At 68.5% G+C, this 18,974-nt stretch carries 18 protein-coding genes and 2 tRNA genes; 5 read left to right on the forward strand and 15 right to left on the reverse strand.

The window, feature by feature from the left end; all coding sequences use genetic code 11:
* Positions 1–17: 17 nt before the first annotated feature.
* Positions 18–1,265, reverse strand: a complete 1,248-nt coding sequence (locus D1832_RS03640) for an MFS transporter (RefSeq protein WP_082128835.1) — start codon at positions 1,263–1,265, stop codon at positions 18–20.
* A gap of 102 nt (positions 1,266–1,367) precedes the next feature.
* Here D1832_RS03640 and D1832_RS03645 point away from each other — a divergent pair, with 102 nt between their 5' ends.
* Positions 1,368–1,988, forward strand: coding sequence for a type II toxin-antitoxin system PemK/MazF family toxin (locus D1832_RS03645; RefSeq protein WP_241510845.1), 621 nt, complete (start codon positions 1,368–1,370; stop codon positions 1,986–1,988).
* A 67-nt stretch (positions 1,989–2,055) separates the two neighbouring features.
* On the opposite strand, the gene D1832_RS03650 is transcribed toward D1832_RS03645, so the two are convergent.
* A complete protein-coding gene (locus D1832_RS03650) occupies positions 2,056–2,538 on the reverse strand; it encodes a GNAT family N-acetyltransferase (protein ID WP_118912662.1) in 483 nt (160 codons plus the stop codon).
* 188 nt (positions 2,539–2,726) lie between these two features.
* Here D1832_RS03650 and D1832_RS03655 point away from each other — a divergent pair, with 188 nt between their 5' ends.
* Positions 2,727–4,067, forward strand: a complete 1,341-nt coding sequence (locus D1832_RS03655; protein WP_118912663.1) for an acyl-CoA dehydrogenase family protein — start codon at positions 2,727–2,729, stop codon at positions 4,065–4,067.
* Between the two features lie 46 nt (positions 4,068–4,113).
* A complete protein-coding gene (locus D1832_RS03660) occupies positions 4,114–5,349 on the forward strand; it encodes an acyl-CoA dehydrogenase family protein (protein ID WP_118912664.1) in 1,236 nt (411 codons plus the stop codon).
* A gap of 253 nt (positions 5,350–5,602) precedes the next feature.
* On the opposite strand, the gene D1832_RS03665 is transcribed toward D1832_RS03660, so the two are convergent.
* The 7 genes from D1832_RS03665 to D1832_RS03695 form a co-directional block, all read right to left on the reverse strand.
* A tRNA-Ala gene (locus D1832_RS03665) sits at positions 5,603–5,678 on the reverse strand.
* 361 nt (positions 5,679–6,039) lie between these two features.
* Positions 6,040–6,112 (reverse strand) — tRNA-Ala (locus tag D1832_RS03670).
* Between the two features lie 73 nt (positions 6,113–6,185).
* Entirely contained in the window at positions 6,186–6,731 is a 546-nt protein-coding gene (locus D1832_RS03675) for a DUF4442 domain-containing protein (protein ID WP_118912665.1), read from the reverse strand.
* A gap of 107 nt (positions 6,732–6,838) precedes the next feature.
* A complete protein-coding gene (locus tag D1832_RS03680) occupies positions 6,839–7,504 on the reverse strand; it encodes a histidine phosphatase family protein (RefSeq protein WP_118912666.1) in 666 nt (221 codons plus the stop codon).
* On the reverse strand, positions 7,504–7,875 hold the full coding sequence (gene rsfS, locus D1832_RS03685; RefSeq protein ID WP_118912667.1) for a ribosome silencing factor: 372 nt from the start codon (positions 7,873–7,875) through the stop codon (positions 7,504–7,506). Before rsfS ends, D1832_RS03680 begins: the two co-directional genes overlap by 1 nt.
* The gene (nadD, locus tag D1832_RS03690; protein WP_274541949.1) at positions 7,876–8,484 is read right to left on the reverse strand and encodes a nicotinate-nucleotide adenylyltransferase; all 609 of its coding nucleotides are present in this window, start codon (positions 8,482–8,484) and stop codon (positions 7,876–7,878) included.
* Positions 8,481–8,714 carry a hypothetical protein gene (locus D1832_RS03695; RefSeq protein WP_118912669.1) on the reverse strand — a complete coding sequence of 78 codons (234 nt, stop codon included), beginning with the start codon at positions 8,712–8,714 and terminating at the stop codon, positions 8,481–8,483. The genes nadD and D1832_RS03695 overlap by 4 nt, the downstream gene beginning before the upstream one ends.
* A 101-nt stretch (positions 8,715–8,815) precedes the next feature.
* Here D1832_RS03695 and D1832_RS03700 point away from each other — a divergent pair, with 101 nt between their 5' ends.
* Positions 8,816–9,814, forward strand: a complete 999-nt coding sequence (locus tag D1832_RS03700) for a glycosyltransferase family 2 protein (RefSeq protein WP_118912670.1) — start codon at positions 8,816–8,818, stop codon at positions 9,812–9,814.
* Positions 9,815–9,858: 44 nt separating this feature from the next.
* On the opposite strand, the gene D1832_RS03705 is transcribed toward D1832_RS03700, so the two are convergent.
* The 5 genes from D1832_RS03705 to rplU all read right to left on the reverse strand — a co-directional run bounded on the left by D1832_RS03705 (position 9,859) and on the right by rplU (position 14,949).
* On the reverse strand, positions 9,859–11,130 hold the full coding sequence (locus tag D1832_RS03705; protein WP_241510846.1) for a glutamate-5-semialdehyde dehydrogenase: 1,272 nt from the start codon (positions 11,128–11,130) through the stop codon (positions 9,859–9,861).
* A 350-nt stretch (positions 11,131–11,480) separates the two neighbouring features.
* Entirely contained in the window at positions 11,481–12,617 is a 1,137-nt protein-coding gene (gene proB / locus D1832_RS03710; protein WP_182434647.1) for a glutamate 5-kinase, read from the reverse strand.
* A gap of 41 nt (positions 12,618–12,658) precedes the next feature.
* Positions 12,659–14,179, reverse strand: a complete 1,521-nt coding sequence (gene obgE / locus D1832_RS03715) for a GTPase ObgE (protein WP_118912672.1) — start codon at positions 14,177–14,179, stop codon at positions 12,659–12,661.
* A gap of 148 nt (positions 14,180–14,327) precedes the next feature.
* Complete coding sequence (gene rpmA, locus D1832_RS03720) at positions 14,328–14,594, reverse strand: 50S ribosomal protein L27 (RefSeq protein WP_047312037.1); 267 nt, start codon at positions 14,592–14,594, stop codon at positions 14,328–14,330.
* A gap of 49 nt (positions 14,595–14,643) precedes the next feature.
* Complete coding sequence (rplU, locus tag D1832_RS03725) at positions 14,644–14,949, reverse strand: 50S ribosomal protein L21 (RefSeq protein ID WP_047312036.1); 306 nt, start codon at positions 14,947–14,949, stop codon at positions 14,644–14,646.
* Positions 14,950–15,135: 186 nt separating this feature from the next.
* Between rplU and D1832_RS03730 the strand changes: the two genes are divergently transcribed.
* Complete coding sequence (locus tag D1832_RS03730) at positions 15,136–15,672, forward strand: DinB family protein (protein WP_118912673.1); 537 nt, start codon at positions 15,136–15,138, stop codon at positions 15,670–15,672.
* Positions 15,673–15,742: 70 nt separating this feature from the next.
* On the opposite strand, the gene D1832_RS03735 is transcribed toward D1832_RS03730, so the two are convergent.
* The gene (locus D1832_RS03735) at positions 15,743–18,802 is read right to left on the reverse strand and encodes an Rne/Rng family ribonuclease (protein WP_118912674.1); all 3,060 of its coding nucleotides are present in this window, start codon (positions 18,800–18,802) and stop codon (positions 15,743–15,745) included.
* Positions 18,803–18,974 lie beyond the last annotated feature (172 nt).

An 18,974-nucleotide genomic window follows, 5' to 3' on the forward strand; every position in this document is an offset into this window, starting at 1 on the left:
AAACCCCGAAGGGTAGGTCAGGCAGCTGCCGCGTGCTGCGAGGCCGCCTCACGGCGTGAGGTGAACGCTGACGCCGCAGCCACGACGGCGCCGAACACGGCGAGAATCGCACCGACACGCGAGCACCACTCGTAGCCGAGCCCCGCGTCGAGGACGACGCCGCCGAGCCACGCCCCGAGGGCGTTGGCGAAGTTGAGCGTCGCGTGGTTGAGCGCGGCGGCGAGCGACTGACCCTCGTGGGCAACGTCCATGAGGCGGATCTGGATCATCGGCACCATGACCGTCGGCAGGAAGCCGAGAAGCCAGACGAACAGCACGGCCGTCGGCTTGTAGTGCGCGGCGTACCCGAACAGGGCGAGCATGACGGCGATCGCGATGAGGCAACCGAAGATGCCGCGCATGAGCCCGTGCATCGCGACGCGTCCGGAGACGAGCGCACCACACGTCATGCCGACGCCGTACACGACGAGGATGAGCGGCACGGTGGCCTCGGAGAAGCCGGTCAACTCGGTCATCGTCGGGGCGATGTAGCTGAACGTCGAGAACATGCCGCCGAACCCGACGATGCCGATGGCGAGCGCGAACCACACCTGCGGTCGGGTGAGCGCCTTGAGTTCCTTCTTCGCCGTGACGAGTCCCGTCGTCCCCTGATGAGGCACCCACGCCAACACGGCGAGCGCCGAGAGCAGACCGATGACGGCCACGAGCGCGTAGGGCCACTGCCATCCCATGCGCTGCCCCATCCACGTCGCGATCGGCACGCCGATGACGTTGGCGACGTTGAGGCCGCCGAGCGTCATCGAGACGGCCCAGGTGCGCCGGTGTTGGGCCACGAGCGACGCAGCGACAACCGCACCGAGGCCGAAGAAGGCACCGTGCGGCATGCCGGAGACGACACGGGCAGCGAGGAGCACGTGGTAGTTCGGAGCCAGAGCAGCCCCGACGTTGCCGACGAAGAACGCGAGCATGAGGCCGATGAGCACCGTCTTGCGCGGCACCTTGGCGAACACCATCGTGACGAGCGGCGCGCCGATGACGACACCGAGCGCGTACGCGGAGACGGCGTTGCCCGCCTGCGGGATCGAGATGCCGAGACCGCGGGAGATGTCGGGCAGCAGCCCCATCGTGACGAACTCCGTCGTGCCGATGGCGAAGCCGCCGAGCGCGAGCGCCGCGATCGCGAGACCGGCCCGCGGATGGGCGCCGTTGCCCTCGTCGACGACGGAGGGGTCGGCGATGTCGCGGAGCGCGGTCGGTTCGGTCACCTATCGATTGTTCCAGCCGCCGAAGAGTGCCTCGTACCGTCCGCGGGGCTGCCGACGCGTGTGTTTCGTCACGAGGGCGGGCCCGCTCGTTAGGCTCGTGGCGTGAACCTCAAGCAGATGGCCGGTCGTGTCGCTACCTCCCTCGCGCGCGAGGGCATGAGGGCTCTTCTCGACGGGAGATCGCGCTCGGATCGCTCCGGTGCTGAGAAGCGATCGAAGGCGCCGAAAACCCCGGGCACCGTCGCGACGCCACAGCACTCACGGGGCGGCGGGCGGCGCTCGCCTGCATCGAACGCCCCCGCCGACACGGGCTATCGAGGCGACTGGCATGGCGCCCTGCCCGCCACGAGCTGGCAGGCGAAGGACGACGGCCGTCCCGACCCCGGCGAGATCGTCTGGGCGTGGGTGCCCTACGAGGAGGACCACACCCAGGGCAAGGACAGGCCGGTGCTCGTCGTCGCCCGTCACCCGCAGGAGGACGGCGTGACGCTCGCGCTCCCCCTGACGAGCAAGGACCACGACCGCGACGCCGCGCAGGAAGCACGAGCCGGTCGGCACTGGATGGACATCGGATCGGGCGCGTGGGATCGCGCCGGGCGTCCGAGCGAGGTTCGCCTCGACCGCATCCTCCAGCTCGACGAGGCGTCGGTGCGCCGCGAGGGCACGGCACTGGATCGCGGGATCTTCGAGTCGGTCATCGCCGCCGTTCCAGGACGGCGCTGACCGAGAACGACGACAGGTCTGACCGACGCCGCTGACGCTGTCATGCCGCGCCGGGTCGCGAGACGAGTCAGTCCAGGCCCATCGACATGTGCTGGAACGGCCCCACCGGGCTGAACCCGGCCTTGCGGTAGAGCGAGTGGCCACTCTCGGTGGAGAACAAGCTCACCCACCCGGCGTCTTGTTCGCGACACCAGGCGAGCGCGGCGTCGAGCAAGGTCTTACCGTAGCCGCGACCGCGGAAGACCAGATCGGTGCTCATGTCACCTAGGTACGCCGAACGCCCCGATCCGTTCGGTCCGGGAAGGTGCTGCTCCACGGACGTCGAGACGATCGATGCGAGCGGTGTGCCGGGGCCCGCACCCTCCTCGGCGTCGATGACGAAGCACGCGTAGTTCGGCGAGTCCAGCAAGGTCGCCGCGGCTGCCGCGCATCGCTCGCGCCACGCGTCGTCGAGCTCGATGTGCCATGGCCAACCGTCCTCCATGAGCAGGCCCTTGAGTCGGACGATCTCGGGGATGTCGGAGTGTGCGGCGCGACGGACGGTGACCATGCGCCCAGGGTACGCTCCGGCCTCCCCAGCGTCGTGGCGCCCCGTCCTAACGCACAGAGCCACGCTCCGAAGAGGTTGTTACCGATACTCACAGTTTCCGATACCGCGCGTACCTACGACCAGGTAACCTCAGGGAAAGTTGGCCCGCCAGGGGGCCGCTCAACGATCCAGAGGAAAGGCCGAGCGAGATGACTTCCACGAACTCGAAGGCGTCGATCGCCGACAAGGGCCAGGCGGTCGCTCTTCGACTGTTGGCCAAGGCGGGCGGGCACGACCTGCTCAAGAACCCCGCCGTGCGCTCCAAGGTCGAGCGCGCGCTCTACAACGGCAGCAAGCAGGGCTTCAAGGTTCAGACTGCCGCGGGCCGTGCGTTCGCGAAGAAGAGCGGTTCGGGTGAGCCGGCACGTCCGGCCCCGACGAAGCCGCGTCGCGAGTTCGACCTCTCGCCGACCGAGGACCAGGCGATGGTCGCCGGCGTCGCTGCCGAACTGGCCGACGAGGTTCTGCGTCCCGCAGCCGCCGACGCCGACGGTGCCCGCGCCGTGCCCGACGAGATCCGCACCCAGGCGGCCGAGATGGGCCTGACGCTCCTGTCCGTTCCCGCCGAGCTCGGCGGTGTCGCCGAGGAGCGCTCCGCCGTCATGAACGTGCTCGTGCTCGAGCAGCTCGCCCGCGGCGACATGGGTCTCGCGGTCGGCATCATGGCGCCCGCCGCCGTTGCCGGAGCGATTGCCTCCTACGGTTCGTCGGCGCAGCAGGAGACGTATCTGCCCGCGTTCACCGACGAGAAGAAGCCCGCCGTCGCGTCGCTGGCGATCGCCGAGGCCGGCCCGCTGGCCGACCCGCGCAAGCCCGCTACGAAGGGTGAGCGCCGCGGCGACAAACTCGTTCTCACCGGCGAGAAGGCCCTCGTGCCGTGCGCCGACTCGGCGGAGCTGTTCGTCGTCACGGCGGAGGTCGACGGCGACCTGCGCCTCGTCATCGTCGAGGCCGGCACCGAGGGTCTCAAGGTGAGCGACGACCCGGCCATGGGCATTCGCGCGTCGCACACCGGCCGCCTGCACCTGGAGAACGTCGAGGTCTCGGCGGACAACCTTCTCGGCACGAGCGAGGACGCGCTCGACGCGATCCGCCGCTCCCGCCTGGCGTGGGCCGCTCTCGCGTGTGGCACCGGCCGCGCCGTGCTCGACCAGGTCTCCCAGTACGTGACGGAGCGCAAGGCGTTCGGCGAGCCGATCGGCCACCGTCAGGCTGTCGCGTTCACCGTGGCGAACATCGCGATCGAGCTCGACGGCATGCGCCTGGCAACGCTGCGTGCGGCGGCTCGTCTCGACTCGGGCCGCAAGCCCGAAGCAGCCGCTGAGGCCATCGCGCACGCTCGCGCGCTCGTCACGAAGTACGGCGCCCAGATCGGTAGCGACGCGGTGCAGCTGCTCGGCGGCCACGGCTTCGTCAAGGAGTTCGACAACGAGCGGTGGTACCGCGACCTGCGCGGCGCAGGCGTCCTCGAGGGCGGCGTGGGCGTCTGACGCCTCGCTCCCCCACTCCCCGAAGATTTCGCGCAAAGGAAACGTCATGATCGATCTCGAAATCCCGAAGAAGTTCGTTCCCCTCGTCAAGCAGGCCGGTTCGATGGCCGACGAGGTCTTCCGCCCCGTCAGCCGCAAGTACGACCTCGCCGAGCACGAGTACCCGCGTGAGCTCGACCTCGTGTCGGCCCTCATCGACGGCATGTCCGACTCGGGCGCCGGAAACGGCGCCGGTGCCTCCGGCTCGACGCGCGCAGCCGAGGACGAGGAGAAGCCGAGCCAGTCCGCCAAGAAGGGCGGCAACAAGAACGGCGCCAACATGAGCTCGGCGCTGTCCATCATGGAGACGTGCCGCGGCGACGTGGGCCTGACGCTGTCGATCCCCCGCCAGGGCCTCGGTAACGCCGCCATCGCCGCCGTCGCGAACGACGAGCAGAAGGAGCGCTACGGCAACCGTTGGGCCGCCATGGCGATCACCGAGCCGGACACCGGTTCGGACTCCGGCAACATCCGGACGACGGCCACGAAGGACGGCGACGAGTACGTCCTCAACGGCGAGAAGATCTTCGTCACCTCCGGTGAGCGCGCCGAGCTCGTCGTCGTGTGGGCGACGCTCGACAAGTCGCTCGGCAAGAAGGCCATCAAGTCGTTCGTCGTGGAGCGCTCGAACCCGGGCCTCAAGCTCGTGCGTCTCGAGCACAAGCTCGGCATCCGCGCCTCCGACACCGCCGCGTTCGTGCTCGACGACTGCCGCGTGCCGGCCTCCGACCTGCTCGGTGACCCGGAGATCCGCACCGAGGGCGGCTTCGGTGGTGCGATGCAGACGTTCGACAACACGCGTCCGCTCGTCGCGTCGATGGCCGTGGGCCTGACGCGTGCCTGCCTCGACTTCACGCGCGCCGCGCTCGAGAAGGCCGGCCACGGTCAGGACTGGGACGCCCCGATCGCCGCGCAGTCGTACGCGAGCGCCCGACTCGTGCAGATGGAGGCCGACTACGAGGCCGCGCTCCTGCTCACGCTGCGCGCCGCGTGGATGGCCGACAACGGCAAGCCCAACTCGATGGAAGCGTCAATGGCGAAGTCCAAGGCCGGCCGCACCTGCGTCGACGTGGCGCTGTCGTGCATCGAGCTCGTCGGTGTCGACGGCTACGCCGAAACCGAGCTGCTCGAGAAGTGGGCGCGCGACTCGAAGATCCTCGACATCTTCGAAGGCACGCAGCAGATCCAGCTGCTCGTCGTCGCCCGGCGCCTACTCGGCCTGACGAGCGGCCAGCTCAAGTGACGCACTGACGAGTGCCAGAAGGGGCGGGTGTCTTCGGACGCCCGCCCCTTCTGCGTGTGCACCGCCAACCGGGTTCGATCCTTGGGGCAAAGCAGAAGGGCCAGGACGAAAAGCGTGTCCTGGCCGTTCTGCCATTGGTGGAGCTATGGGGACTCCGTCGGACTCGCTAGCGCTCGCCCTCCTCCTCGAATCATAAAGTTCAATAAATGCCAGAACGACCAGGACGAAAAGCGTGTCCTGGCCGTTCTGCCATTGGTGGAGCTATGGGGATTCGAACCCCAGACCTCTTCCATGCCATGGAAGCGCGCTACCAACTGCGCCATAGCCCCGCGCTCACCGGGGTGAGCAACACGGTTACCTTACCCTCCGGTCGCCTCCGCGCCAACTTGGGCCGGGCCCGGCTCCGTCCCACGGAGCAGCGCCACGCCTGCACCTCCGGCGGCCGGCTCCGGGCGGGATGACGCAACGAGGTGCGGATTCTTCCCCTCTTGTGTCCAAGGGCGCATCTTGCGTGCAAGAAGGGAAGATCTCGTCCCTTGTTGCCTTGTGGTTCGGTGGCTGGGGTCGCTGACGCGAGCTATGGGGACTCCGTCGGGCTCGCTAGCGCTCGCCCTCCTCCTCGAATCACCACGTCTATGGGTACGCCGAAGGGCCGGACGAAAAGCGTGTCCGGCCCCTTCGGCGTACTTGTGGAGCTATGGGGATTCGAACCCCAGACCTCTTCCATGCCATGGAAGCGCGCTACCAACTGCGCCATAGCCCCGCGCGAATCACTCAGCAACGCTGCGCGACTCGCATACTTTAGCGAGCCTTCACGGCCACCCGCAAATCGGGGGTCAGCCGACGTTCGACGCCTCTGAAACCGGCGCGCCGGTCGACTGCGCCTGCCCCTGGCCCGCGGCTCGATCCGAGCGCTTACGGATGTAGACCACGCGCTTCGCGTGAGCCACCACGGTGCCGTCCGCCATGTGAAGATCGCATTCGAACGTGTGCAGCACCTTGCCCTCGGCGTCAGCCTTCGCCTTCAACTCGGCGACGAGTTCCTTGGGCGCTTCGAACTCCGCGTAGACGGTGCCTGTGCCCGGCTTCTTGAACTCGATCTCGCACGCCTTGTCCCACACGAGATAGTCCGTGCCGATCTGGTGCATGACGAGCAGCGGGTAAAAGGCGTCAGTCATCGCGTTGAGCGAGCCGCCGAACGCGGTGCCGTTCTGGTTACGGTTGAAGCGGTTGAGACGAAGCTCGACGCGTGCACGCGTCCAGTCCTCGTTGAACTCGCGCACCCGGATGCCTGCGCCGAGCAACGGCGGGTAGAAGTTCATCAGTCGCGCCATGCGCTGCGGTGACATCCGCTTGCGCTCACGTCCTGCGTGCCTGCTCATCTCGCTCGGCCGCTCCTCGTGTACGGGTGAGTAACTTCGGTTCCCAATCTACTTCACAGGGCGCAGCGAGACCCAGTGACTGACTCAGCGCTGGACATCGTCACCGATCAGGGCGCCGCAGCCCCGGCGCCCGCGTTCCACTGCTCCACCCGCCACGAGCCGGAGTCGTCGCCCACGAGCACGATCCACCGGCAGTTGCCGATGGCCGTGAAAGTGTGCGCCACCTGCCCGTGAGTAAGACACACGGCGTCAGCAGCCAGGGCGCGCATCGCGGCACCGTGCAGAACGAGCAGGGCACTCTCCCCCGCCGCGAGCGGCGCCGTGGCCTCGTCGAACGCGGGACGGACGCGTGCAGCTACGTCCGCCATCGACTCACCGTGCACGCCGCGCGGGATGTCCTCCCCCCGCGCGAGGGCTGCGCTCTCCTCGGGGTAGGCGTCGTGAACCTCGCTGTGCAGCATCGTCGACCACTGGCCCGTGTCGATCTCGACGAGGCGCTCGTCGCTTCGACGCCGCAGCGGACGTCCGCGAAGATCGAACGCCCCCTTGAGCACGGCCGCCGTCTGCGCAGCGCGGCGTAGCGGTGAGTACGTCAGGGACACGATGGAGGCGTCCCGCACGAGCACCTCGGCCGCCCGCTCCGCCTGGGCGAGTCCCGTGGCATCGAGGGCGATGTCCGTTCGTCCCTGCCAGCGCTTCTCGAGATTCCACGCCGTTTGACCGTGACGCAGCAAAATGGCCCGCCGAAGCGGGCCATCGAGCGGTGCGACCATCAGGAAGCGGCTTCGTCGAGATCCAACTCGATGACGGGGCAGTCCTGCCAGAGGCGCTCGAGGTCGTAGAACTCCCGGTCCTCCTCGTGGAAGGCCTGCAGCACGATGTCACCGAAGTCGATGAGCACCCAACGGCCCGACGCGCGGCCCTCGCGGCGCACCGGCTTGGAGCCGAGCGGCAACAAGGCCTCCTCGACGGCGTCGACGATGGCGTTGACCTGACGCTCGCTCTCCGCCGAGGCGATGACGAACGTGTCGGTGATCGCGAGCTGGTCGCTCACGTCGAGGGCGACGATGGACGTCGCAAGCTTGTCCGCAGCGGCCTGGGCGGCCGCCTGCGTCAGTTCGATGGAACGGTCTGTAGCCGTCACCTAGTCCTCCTGGAGGTGGCCCGCTTCGGGGCCGTAAAGCTGATACTTGTGGATGTACTGCACGACGCCGTCCGGCACGAGATACCAGACCGGCTTTTCGCCGCGAACGCGGTCGCGGCAGTCGGTGGAACTGATCGCCATGGCCGGAATCTCGTGCAGGGTGACGCGATCACGCGGGAGCCCGTGGTCACTCAACTCGTGCCCGGGCCGGGTGACGCCGATGAAGTGGGCGAGATCCCACAGCTCCTCGACACCCTTCCACGACAGGATCTGTGCCAGGGCGTCGGCGCCCGTGATGAAGAACAGTTCCGCGTCGGGGCGCTGCGCGTGCAGATCCTTCAACGTGTCGCGCGTGTACGTCGGGCCGGCACGATCGATGTCGACACGGCTGACGCTGAAGCGCGGGTTCGAGGCTGTCGCGATGACCGTCATGAGGTAGCGGTGCTCCGCAGCCGCGACGTCACGACCGGCCTTCTGCCACGGCTGCCCCGTGGGCACGAAAATGACCTCGTCGAGGTCGAGGAGGCTTTGAACCTCACTCGCCGCGACGAGGTGACCGTGGTGAATGGGGTCGAACGTACCGCCCATGACCCCGATTCGTGGTGTCAGTGCGAAGCCCCGTGCTTCTTGTGGTTGTCGGGAGCCGGGCCACCGTGGTGAGCCTGGCCGCGCGGCGCACCGAAGCGGGCAGCCGTGTTACGGAAGGCCCACAGCAGCGCGAACAGCAGCAAGAAGATGGTGAACGCCATGAGACCGAAGCCCCACGGCGGCATGAAGATGTGGTTCTCCTCGAGCTCCGGAACCTCAACGGTTGCGGCGAGCGAAACAAGCGACGTCATGAAAGCAAGGATACTGCCTCGACACAGCATCGGGACAGCAGGCCCTCCTAACGTCGCTGACGCCAGGCCGTTGCGCACCGCACGTCACGAGAGCTGCCGTCATGAATCCCCACCTTTCCGTCGTCGTCCCAATGTTCAACGAGGAGTCCGTCCTCCCCCTCTTCGTCGAGCGACTCCGCCCCGTGCTTGACGATCTGCGCGCGTCCTACGAGGTCGTGTGCGTGGATGACGGCTCCCGTGACGCGACGCCCGCTCTGCTCGAGCGCTACCGCCGCGCGTGGCCGCAGCTACGCGTCGTCCGGCTGCGCGCCAACTCGGGTCACCAGGCCGCGATCAGCGCCGGCCTCGCCCGCGCACGTGGCGACTGGGCGGTGACGATCGACGCCGACCTGCAGGATCCGCCCGAGGTGATCAGCGAGATGCTGCGCGTCGGCACGGAGCGCGGCGTCGACGTCGTCTACGGCGTGCGCACGGATCGCTCGAGCGACACGTTCTTCAAGCGGGTCACCGCCGAGGGGTTCTACGCCGTCATGGCCCGGCTCGGCGCACGCGGCGCGATGAACGCCGGCGACTTCCGGATGATGTCGCGCGCGACCGTCGACGCCGTTCTGGCCCTGCCGGAGACGAACCGCGTGCTGCGCCTCGCCGTGCCGACGCTCGGTTTCCCCTCCGCCGAGGTCGGCTACCGCCGCGAGGAACGCGCCGCCGGCCGCTCCAAGTATCCGCTGAGCAAGATGTTGCGGCTGTCTCTCGACGCCGTCACCGGCGCATCGAGCGCACCGCTGCGCCTCGCGACGTGGTGCGGGCTGCTCGGATTGCTCGTCGCCTTCGGCGTCGGCGCGTTCGCATTGTGGGCCAAGGTCATGGCCCACTCCGTGACGGGCTGGGCCTCCACGATCGTCGTCATCAGCGGCTTCGGGGCCGCGCAGTTGCTCGGCCTCGGGCTCCTGGGCGAGTACGTGGGCCGTATGTTCGCCGCGGTGCAGGCACGCCCGACGCACTACGTCGCCTACGACTCGCTCGAGGAGTCCGCGCTCGGCCGCCAGCCGTCGATCGAGCACCTCGCCCCGGAACCCGCCGTAATCGCGCACGCGTCGTGAAGGAGGGCGCGTCGGGCAGTCCGTCACGGCATCGGCGAGGCCGCTCAGCGGATCTGACCGTCTCCGTCGACGACCCACTTGGTCGTCGTGAGCTCGGCGAGCGCCATCGGTCCGCGGGCGTGCAGCTTCTGCGTCGAGATGCCGATCTCTGCGCCGAAGCCGAACTCGCCGCCGTCGGTGAAGCGCGTCGAGGCGTTGACCATGACGACGGCCGAGTCGACCTGGGCGATGAACGTGCGTGCGGCGGCACGGTTCTCGGTGACGATGCAGTCGGTGTGGTGCGTCGAGTAGCCGTCGATGTGCTCGATGGCCTCGTCGAGTGAGTCGACGACGCCGACGGACATTTCGAGGTCGTGGAACTCGGTGTTCCAGGCTTCGTCCGTGACGGGCTTCGTCTCGACGTCGCCGGCGAGGGCCGTGGCGCGCTCGTCGGCGTGAAGGGTCACGTCCTTGTCGGCGAGCGTGCGCAGCACGCGCGGGAGGAACTCGTCAGCGACGTCGCGGTGCACGAGCAACGATTCGGCGGCGTTGCAGACGCTCGGACGGTGCGTCTTGGAGTTCACGGCAATCTCGAGCGCCATGTCGAGGTCGGCGTCGGCGTCCACGTAGACGTGGACGTTGCCGGTGCCGGTCTCGATGACGGGCACGGTGGAGCCGGTGACGACGGTCTCGATGAGCTTCGCTCCCCCGCGCGGAATGACGAGGTCGACGAGGCCGCGCGCGGTGATGAGTGCCTGGACGTCCTCGTGGCCGCCGTCGAGCAGCTGCACGGCGTCGGCGGGCAGGCCTTGGCGTTCGAGGCTCTCGCGGAGCGCGGCGACAATGGCGGCGTTGGTGTCTGCGGCTGCGGAGCCACCGCGCAGGATCATGGCGTTGCCGCTCTTGAGGCCGAGGCCGGCCGCGTCCACCGTGACGTTGGGGCGGGCTTCGTAGACCATGCCGACGACACCCATGGGTACGCGAACCTGCTTGATCTGCAGGCCGTTGGCAAGGGTGTTGCCTCGCACGACCTCACCCACGGGGTCGGGCAGTGCGGCGAGATCGCGGAGGGCCTGCGCGACGGCGCTGACGCGTTCGGGCGTCATGCGGAGGCGGTCGGCGAGGCTGTCGGAGATGCCGGCGTCGCGGCCGCGTTCAAGGTCGCGTCCGTTTCCGGCGACGATGCTCGCTTCGGCGGCTTCGATGGCGTCGGCGAGGACGCCGAGGGCGGCGTCCTTCTCGGCGCGTGACAGCAGGGCGAGTCGCTTCGAGGCGACGCGCGCGGCCTTTCCGGCTGCGGCGACCCGTGCGGTGGACTGCTCAAGGTTGCTGTTCATGTTTTTCATCCTATGGAGGGGCCAACAGCGACCCAAACGCAAATGCGACCCGGGTCACACACCAAGCTGGAGAGGCGGGCCCGGGACGCACCACCCGCCGGGTCCCTCCACTCAAGGCGTGACGGAGCCTGGCCGAGGGGGCGCACGGCAGCCCCTGCCCGCCAAAGCCCAGCACCGACAAAGCCGAAACACTCTTCGTAGAGCCAACCCTGCTGGAAGCGGACTCCACGAGGAGACCAGGGCGCGTGAGAATCCCGAGCTTGCGAGGGGTTCTCACGCGCCCTGACCGACGAGTGGCCCGAAGCCATGTCGCACCGAGACGGGCCCCTGGGCCCGGCCGGAAGACAGGGCTACGGGAGCACGACCAAATGGTCGCGGTGCACAAGGCTCCGCTCGAAGGCGGGGCCGATGTTGTCGGAGAGTTCGCGGGTGGAGCGGCCTTTGGCGCGTTCGACGTCGGCGACGTCGTAGTTGACGAGGCCGCGGGCGAAGACGGTGCCGTTCTCGTCGGCGAGGTCGACGGCGTCGCCTGCGAGGAAGCGGCCTTCGGTGGCGACGACTCCGGCGTGCAGGAGGGAGCGTCCTCGGTCGCGCACAGCCTTGACGGCGCCTTCATCGAGGACGAGGCGGCCGGCGGGCGTGGTGGCGTGAGCGAGCCAGAGGCGGCGGGCTCCGCGGCGGCGTCCGGTGGGCGCGAAGGCGGTGCCGATGTCGTCGCCGGCGAAGGCTTCGCGGGCCTGCGGCATGGAGGTGAGCATCGTGGGCACACCTGCGGCGGTGGCGATGCGGGCTGCGTCGATCTTGGTGCGCATGCCGCCGGTGCCGACGCCGGATCCGGTGCCGCCGATCTCGACGTCCTTCATCTCTTCGACGTTGGGGACGAACGGGATGCGCTTGGTGCCTTCGCGGCTGGGCGGGCCGTCGTAGAGGGAGTCGACGTCGGAGAGCAGGATGAGCGCGTCGGCGTCGATGAGGTGGCTGACGAGCGCGGCGAGGCGGTCGTTGTCGCCGAAGCGGATCTCCTGGGTGGCGACGGTGTCGTTCTCGTTGATGATCGGCACGGCGCCGTGGTCGAGGAGCGTCTCGAGGGTGGATCGGCCGTTGAGGTAGGTGGTGCGGCGGGTGACGTCGTCACTCGTGAGGAGTACCTGCCCGGCGGTGAGGCCGAGGCCCTGGAACAGCAGCGAGTAGGCCGACATGATCTGGCCCTGGCCGACTGCGGCGGCGGCCTGCGCCTCGGGAAGCGCGGTGGGCCGCGTCTGCATCCCGAGCGGCGCCATGCCTGCGGAGATGGCGCCGGAGGAGACGAGGAGCACTTCCTTGCCCGCGTGGCGACGTTCGGCGAGGATGCCGACGAGCTCGGTGAGCGCGGAGTGGTTGATGCCCCCACTCGTGTATGTGATGGACGACGAACCGACCTTGACGACGACGCGTTTGGCATCGCGAATCTGCTCGCGAAGGCTCTCGCTCGTGTGGGCTGCAGACAACGGGGGTATTCCCTTCTCCGACTCGTCGAACGGCGAGGTGACTACTGGCGGTAGCCGTCGTGCTCGGTCCAGATACCGGCTTCCCGTTCCGCGGCGATCTCTTCGCGAGCCACACGCTGGCCGTCCTTGCGGCCGTGGAACTCGTCGCGCTTCTCGGCGCGAGTGGGGCGAGCGTTCTCCTCGAGGCGCAGGTCGGTGCCGCGTGCACCGAGCAGTTCCGCGCCCGCCTGCAGCGTGGGCTCCCAATCGAAGACGACGGCGTTGTCGCCGGGGCCGATGAGAACCGTCGAGCCGGGCACTGCGCCGGCCTTGAACAGTTCTTCTTCCACTCCGAGGCGGTTCAACCTGTCCGCAAGGTAGCCAACTGCTTCGTCGTTCGCAAAGTCGGTCTGGCGAACCCAGCGGGTGGGGCGCTCGCCGACGATGCGGAACATCGTGCCGTCCGTGCCGCCTTCCTTGACGATCTTGAACCCGGCGTCGTCCATGGCCTTGGGTCGGACGATGACGCGCGCGGGCACGGCGGATTCGACTTCCTTGCGGGCTTCGGCGACGTGACGCGCAAGCGCGAACGTGAGCTCCTTGAGTCCGAGGTGGGCGACGGCGGAGACGATGAAGACTTCGAGGCCGCGGGCCTCGAGGTCCGGCTTGACCATCTCGGCGAGTTCGAGTGCGTCGGGAACGTCGGCCTTGTTGAGCACGACGATGCGGGTGCGCTCGGACAGCGGCTTGCCGCCCAGCGAGTCGTCGGCGACATACTCCGACAGCTCGTGCTCGATCTGGTCGAGGTCGCTCATGGGGTCGCGGCCCGGCTCGAGCGTGGCGCAGTCGATGACGTGCACGAGCACCGAGCAGCGCTCGACGTGTCGCAGGAACTCGAGGCCGAGGCCCTTGCCCTGGCTGGCGCCGGGGATGAGGCCGGGCACGTCGGCGATGGTGAAGCGCTCACTGCCCGCGTTGACGACGCCCAGGTTTGGCACGAGCGTCGTGAACGGGTAGTCGGCGATCTTCGGCTTGGCCGCGCTCACGACGGAGACGAGCGAGCTCTTGCCTGCGCTGGGGAAGCCGATGAGGGCCACGTCGGCGAGCGTCTTGAGCTCGAGCACGACGTCAGCCGTCTCCCCCGGTTCGCCGAGGAGGGCGAAGCCGGGAGCCTTGCGGCGGCGGCTCGCGAGGGCCTTGTTGCCGAGTCCACCACGACCGCCGGCGGCAGCGATGAACCGGCTGCCGAAGCCGACGAGGTCGGCGAGGATGTTGCCCTCACGGTCCTTGACGACCGTGCCTTCGGGCACCGGGAGGACGAGCTCGTCGCCGTCGGCGCCGTTGCGCTCGTCGCCCGCGCCGGGCTTGCCGTTCGTGGCGCTGCGGTGCGGGTTGCGGTGGTACTCGAGCAGCGTCGTCACCTGGGGGTCGACCTCGAACACGACGTCGCCGCCGTGGCCGCCGTTGCCGCCGTCAGGGCCACCGAGCGGCTTGAACTTCTCACGCTTGACGGAGGCCACGCCGTGGCCGCCGTTGCCCGCCGTCACATTGAGGACGACGCGGTCGACGAAGTTCGTTGCCATGGTGGTTCCTTTCGGTGCGGCCTCGAGCGGACGCAGCCAGTGGACGAACGGCGAAGAGCCCTCGTCCTCGATTCTAGGGACGTGCAGACATGCGTGAAGGGGTGAGCCCGATTGCTGGGCTCACCCCTTCAACAAGCGATCGCGAGGATCAGGCCGTGATCTCCGGCTCGACGACGATGTCGACGACCTTGCGGCCCTTGCGCTGGCCGAACTTGACCGCGCCGGGGGCGAGAGCGAACAGCGTGTCGTCGCCGCCACGGCCGACGTTCTCACCGGGGTGGAAGTGCGTGCCGCGCTGGCGGACGATGATCTCGCCGGTGCCGACGATCTGACCGCCGAAGCGCTTCACGCCGAGTCGCTGGGCGTTGGAGTCACGACCGTTTCGGGTCGAGGATGCACCCTTCTTGTGTGCCATGTCGAAGCCTCTTTCGAAAATCTGTGGAAGATCAGTTCTGAGCCGTGGCTCAGCCGATCTTGGTGACCTTGATCTGCGTCAGCGGCTGACGGTGGCCCTGGCGCTTACGGTAACCCGTCTTGTTCTTGTACTTCATGATCGTGATCTTCGGGCCCTTGGCGGCCTTGATGACCTCGGCCGTGACGGTGACCTTGGCCAGCGCGTCGGCGTCGACCGTGATGTCGGAACCGTCGACAAGCATGAGCGGCTTGAGCTCGAACGACTCGCCCGGCTTCGTCGTCACCTTGTCGATCAGAAGGGTGTCGCCGACGGAGACCTTCTCCTGGCGGCCACCTGCGCGAACAATCGCGTACACGTGGGACTCTCTTTCGTCATGGCGCACTCGCTCTGTCTGACCGGCCGGTAGCTACCCTGCGAGCAGGACACCGGGCGCGGTGGGCGCACCAAAGAACAAGAATACCGTGCGCGGTGGCTCGCCCCAAATCTGCGAAGGCCCCGAAATTCGCTTGCCGCACCGGCGCGCAGCCACCAGGCTGCACGCATGACGACACCCATCGTGCCCGAGCGCGACGACGAACGAGGCGATCCGCCGAAGGTGAGCGGCGAACGCGCCGTGCTCGACGGCTGGCTCGATCTCTACCGCGACACCGTTCTGCTCAAGATCGCCGGCCTCGACACCGAGCAGCTCGCCCGCCGCAGCGTTCCTCCGTCCACCCTCAGTCTCATCGGTGTCGTGCGCCACCTCACGGAGGTCGAGGCGTACTGGCTGCGCGTCGTGCTCGACGACGAACAGGATGTGCCCGACTACTACTCCACCGCGGACGAGCCCTACGGCGACTTCGACCTCGCGAACGCCGCCGACGCGGCCGCCAACCTCGCCGCTTACGAGCGCGAACTCGACGTGACGCGAGCGCGGGCCGCCGCGTGGAGCGACCTCGACTCCCCCGTGCGCGGCCTGCGTAGGGGCGAACCGGTCAACCTGCGCTGGATCCTCGTGCACCTCGTCGAGGAGTACGCCCGCCACCTCGGCCACATGGATCTCCTGCGCGAAGCCGTGGACGGCCGCACCGGCTACTGACGCATTCGTCGAAAGCGCCCCGCCACCTGCGATACGGCAGGAGGCGGGGCGCTCTCGTGGTGTTCGGCGATCAGGCCTCGTCGGCCTTCGTGCCCGGCGCACCGGCCGGGGCGACGACGCGCGTGCGCTTCTTGCGGGCCGGGGCCTTCGTTTCGGAGGTGGCCGCAGCCTGCGTCGGAGCGCTCTGCGCGGAACCGGCGGCGTCGCTCGCCTCACCGGCGACCTTCGTCAGCGGCGCGCTCGACATCGGTGCGTCAGCCAGGTCGACGGCCTGCAGGCTCACGGGCGCACCCGAGCTCGACGCCGCACGACGACGCGGACGCTTCGCGGGGGCCGTCGCCTCCTGCGTGACGACCGGGGCCTCCGCCTGAGTCGGGGCCGAGTCAGCGGCGACCTTCGGAGCATCAGCGGGCGTCTCGGGCGACGCAGCGGCAGCTGCCGGAGCGTCACTCGTGGTCGTGGAGGCCTGAACCGTCATGACGGTCGCCTCTCCGGCTGCCGTGGGCGCACCCGTCGATGTGGCGGCACGACGCGAACCGCGACGGCGAGCCGGGGTCTTGCCCGGCTCCTGCGGCGCGCTCTTCGTCGAGGTGCTCGACGACGACTCGACGTGCCCGACGTTCTCACGCACCGTGGTGCGCTCGGGTGCGGCCGCCTTCGTCGCGGCGTCCTTCTCGCTCACGACTGCGTCCTCGGACGAGGCCGTGGAGACCGGTTCGGACGTGGCCGACTTGTCGCCCGCGGAGATGGCAGCAGCGTGCGCCGCAGCCGCGATCTGGGCGAAGCCGTTGTCGCGCTCGTCGCCCTTCTTGTCGTGGGACGAGTCGTTGGAGTTGGAGTTCGAGCCGCCGGAGGTGTTGCCGTTGCCCCCTCCGTTGTTGGAGCCACCATTGCCGTTGCCACCGCGACGCGAGCCACGACCCTTGCGGTTCGTGTCGTTGCCGTTGATGTCACGGTTCTCGACCGGGTGGTCGTGCACGATGATGCCGCGCCCATGGCACGACTCGCACTGCTCGGAGAACACCTCGACGAGGCCCGAACCGACACGCTTACGCGTCATCTGCACGAGGCCGAGCGACGTCACCTCGGCGACCTGGTGCTTCGTCCGGTCACGTCCAAGGCACTCGAGGAGACGGCGCACGACGAGCTCGCGGTTGCTCTCGAGCACCATGTCGATGAAGTCGACGACGATGATGCCGCCGATGTCGCGCAGTCGCAGCTGACGCACGATCTCCTCGGCAGCTTCGATGTTGTTCTTCGTCACCGTCTCTTCGAGGTTGCCGCCGGAGCCGACGAACTTGCCCGTGTTGACGTCGACCACCGTCATGGCCTCGGTGCGGTCGATGACGAGCGAACCACCGCTCGGCAGCCAGACCTTGCGGTCCATGGCTTTGGCGAGCTGCTCGTCGATGCGGTGCTTGGCGAAGACGTCCTTCTCTCCGGTCCACTTCTCGAGGCGCTCGGTGAGGTCCGGAGCCACCTCGGAGATGTAGGAGTGCACCTCGTTCCAGGCGCGGTCGGCGGAGACGACCATCTTGGCGAAGTCCTCGTTGAAGACGTCACGGATGACGCGGACCGTGAGGTCCGGCTCGCCGTGCACGAGCACCGGGGCGTTGCCGCTCTCGGCCTTCTTCTGGATCTTCTCCCACATCTTCGTGAGGCGCTCGACGTCGGCGCGCAGCTCCTCCTCGGAGGCACCCTCGGCGGCGGTGCGCACGATGACGCCTGCGTCGGCGGGCACGACCTCCTTGAGGATCTTCTTCAGGCGTGCGCGCTCCACGTCGGGCAGCTTGCGGCTGATGCCGGTCATCGAGTTGCCCGGCACGTAGACGAGGAAGCGCCCCGGAAGGGAGATCTGCGAGGTCAGGCGGGCGCCCTTGTGGCCGATCGGGTCCTTCGTCACCTGGACGAGGACGCTCTCGCCCGCCTTGAGGGCGTGCTCGATGCGCTTGGGCTGGTTGTCGAGGCCGGCGGCGTCCCAGTTGACCTCACCGGCGTACAGCACGGCGTTGCGGCCGCGACCGATGTCGATGAACGCGGCCTCCATGGAGGGCAGGACGTTCTGGACGCGACCGAGGTAGACGTTGCCGGCCATCGACGAGGCCTGCTCCTGGCGCGAGACGTAGTGCTCGGCGAGCACGCCGTCCTCGAGGACACCAATCTGCGTGCGGCCCTCGCGCTCACGCACGACCATGACGCGCTCGACGCTCTCGCGGCGAGCGAGGAACTCGGCCTCGGTGATGACGGTGCGGCGACGACCGGCCTCGCGGCCCTCGCGGCGGCGCTGCTTCTTCGCCTCGAGACGCGTCGACCCCTTGATCGAGGTGACCTCGTCCTTGACCTTGCGGGGCTCGCGGACGCGCGTGACGGTGTTCGGATCGTCGGAGTCCGAGCCGCCCGAACCGCTGCGGCGACGACGGCGGGTGCGCTTGCGCGAACCCGAGTCGTTGGAGTCGTCGTCGCCGTTGTCGGAGTCGTTCGAGGCGTTGTCCGAGATGTCGTCCTCGTTCGCGTCGCCTTCGCGCTCGGCGTTCTTGCCGTTGTTCGAGCCGTTCGACTCGTTCGAGTTCTTGTCGCCCGAGTTGTTCGAATCGCCGGAATCGCCCGAGTTCTTGGAGGAGTTCGAGCGGCGACCGCGGCCACCGCGCCGGCGGCGACGCGGGGTCTGGTCGTCGTCGTTGTCATCGGTGTCGTCGTCGCCGGAGGCGTTCACGTCGTCGGCGTCGCCGTCCCCCGCGGCGACGGAGTTGGCCGAACTGTCTCTGCGATCGTTGTTCCCGTCACGCGAACCGCGGCGACTGCCTCGTCCGCGGTTGCCACGCGAGGTGTCGTCCCCGTCGCCGCCGTCCTCCGAGCGCGACTCGGCGTCGTCGTCCGACGCTGAGGCCTCGTCACGCTCGTCCTCGCGGGGCACGCGCTCACGCTTGGGAGCGCGCTTCTGCGGGTCCGGAGCCTGGAAGAGCAGACCGAAGGCGGCGCCGGGCGCGGGAGCCGCAGCTGCCTCGTCGGTGGTGTCGGCTTCCTCGGTCTCGTCGACCTCCGGCGTTTCGGGAGCCTGCTGTGAGGCGAAAGGACTACCTGCGAAGAAGGGGCTCGCGGAGGTGGTCTCGTCGTTGTTCTCGGGGGCCATGGGCCCTCCTTCTCGTCGGCACGGCGTGTGCCACAGAAAGGCCCGTTTGGCCTTGCACGCGCCGCGGCGCGGATGAAGCAAATCGCCGTCTCGGGTCGTGACCCGCAACGACGGAAGTCGTCTTCTACGTGGATCGTCGGCTCGCGCATCGCGCGGCACCGAACGTCACGCC

This window comes from Dermacoccus abyssi, from assembly GCF_003515945.1.
Classification (GTDB): domain Bacteria; phylum Actinomycetota; class Actinomycetes; order Actinomycetales; family Dermatophilaceae; genus Dermacoccus; species Dermacoccus abyssi.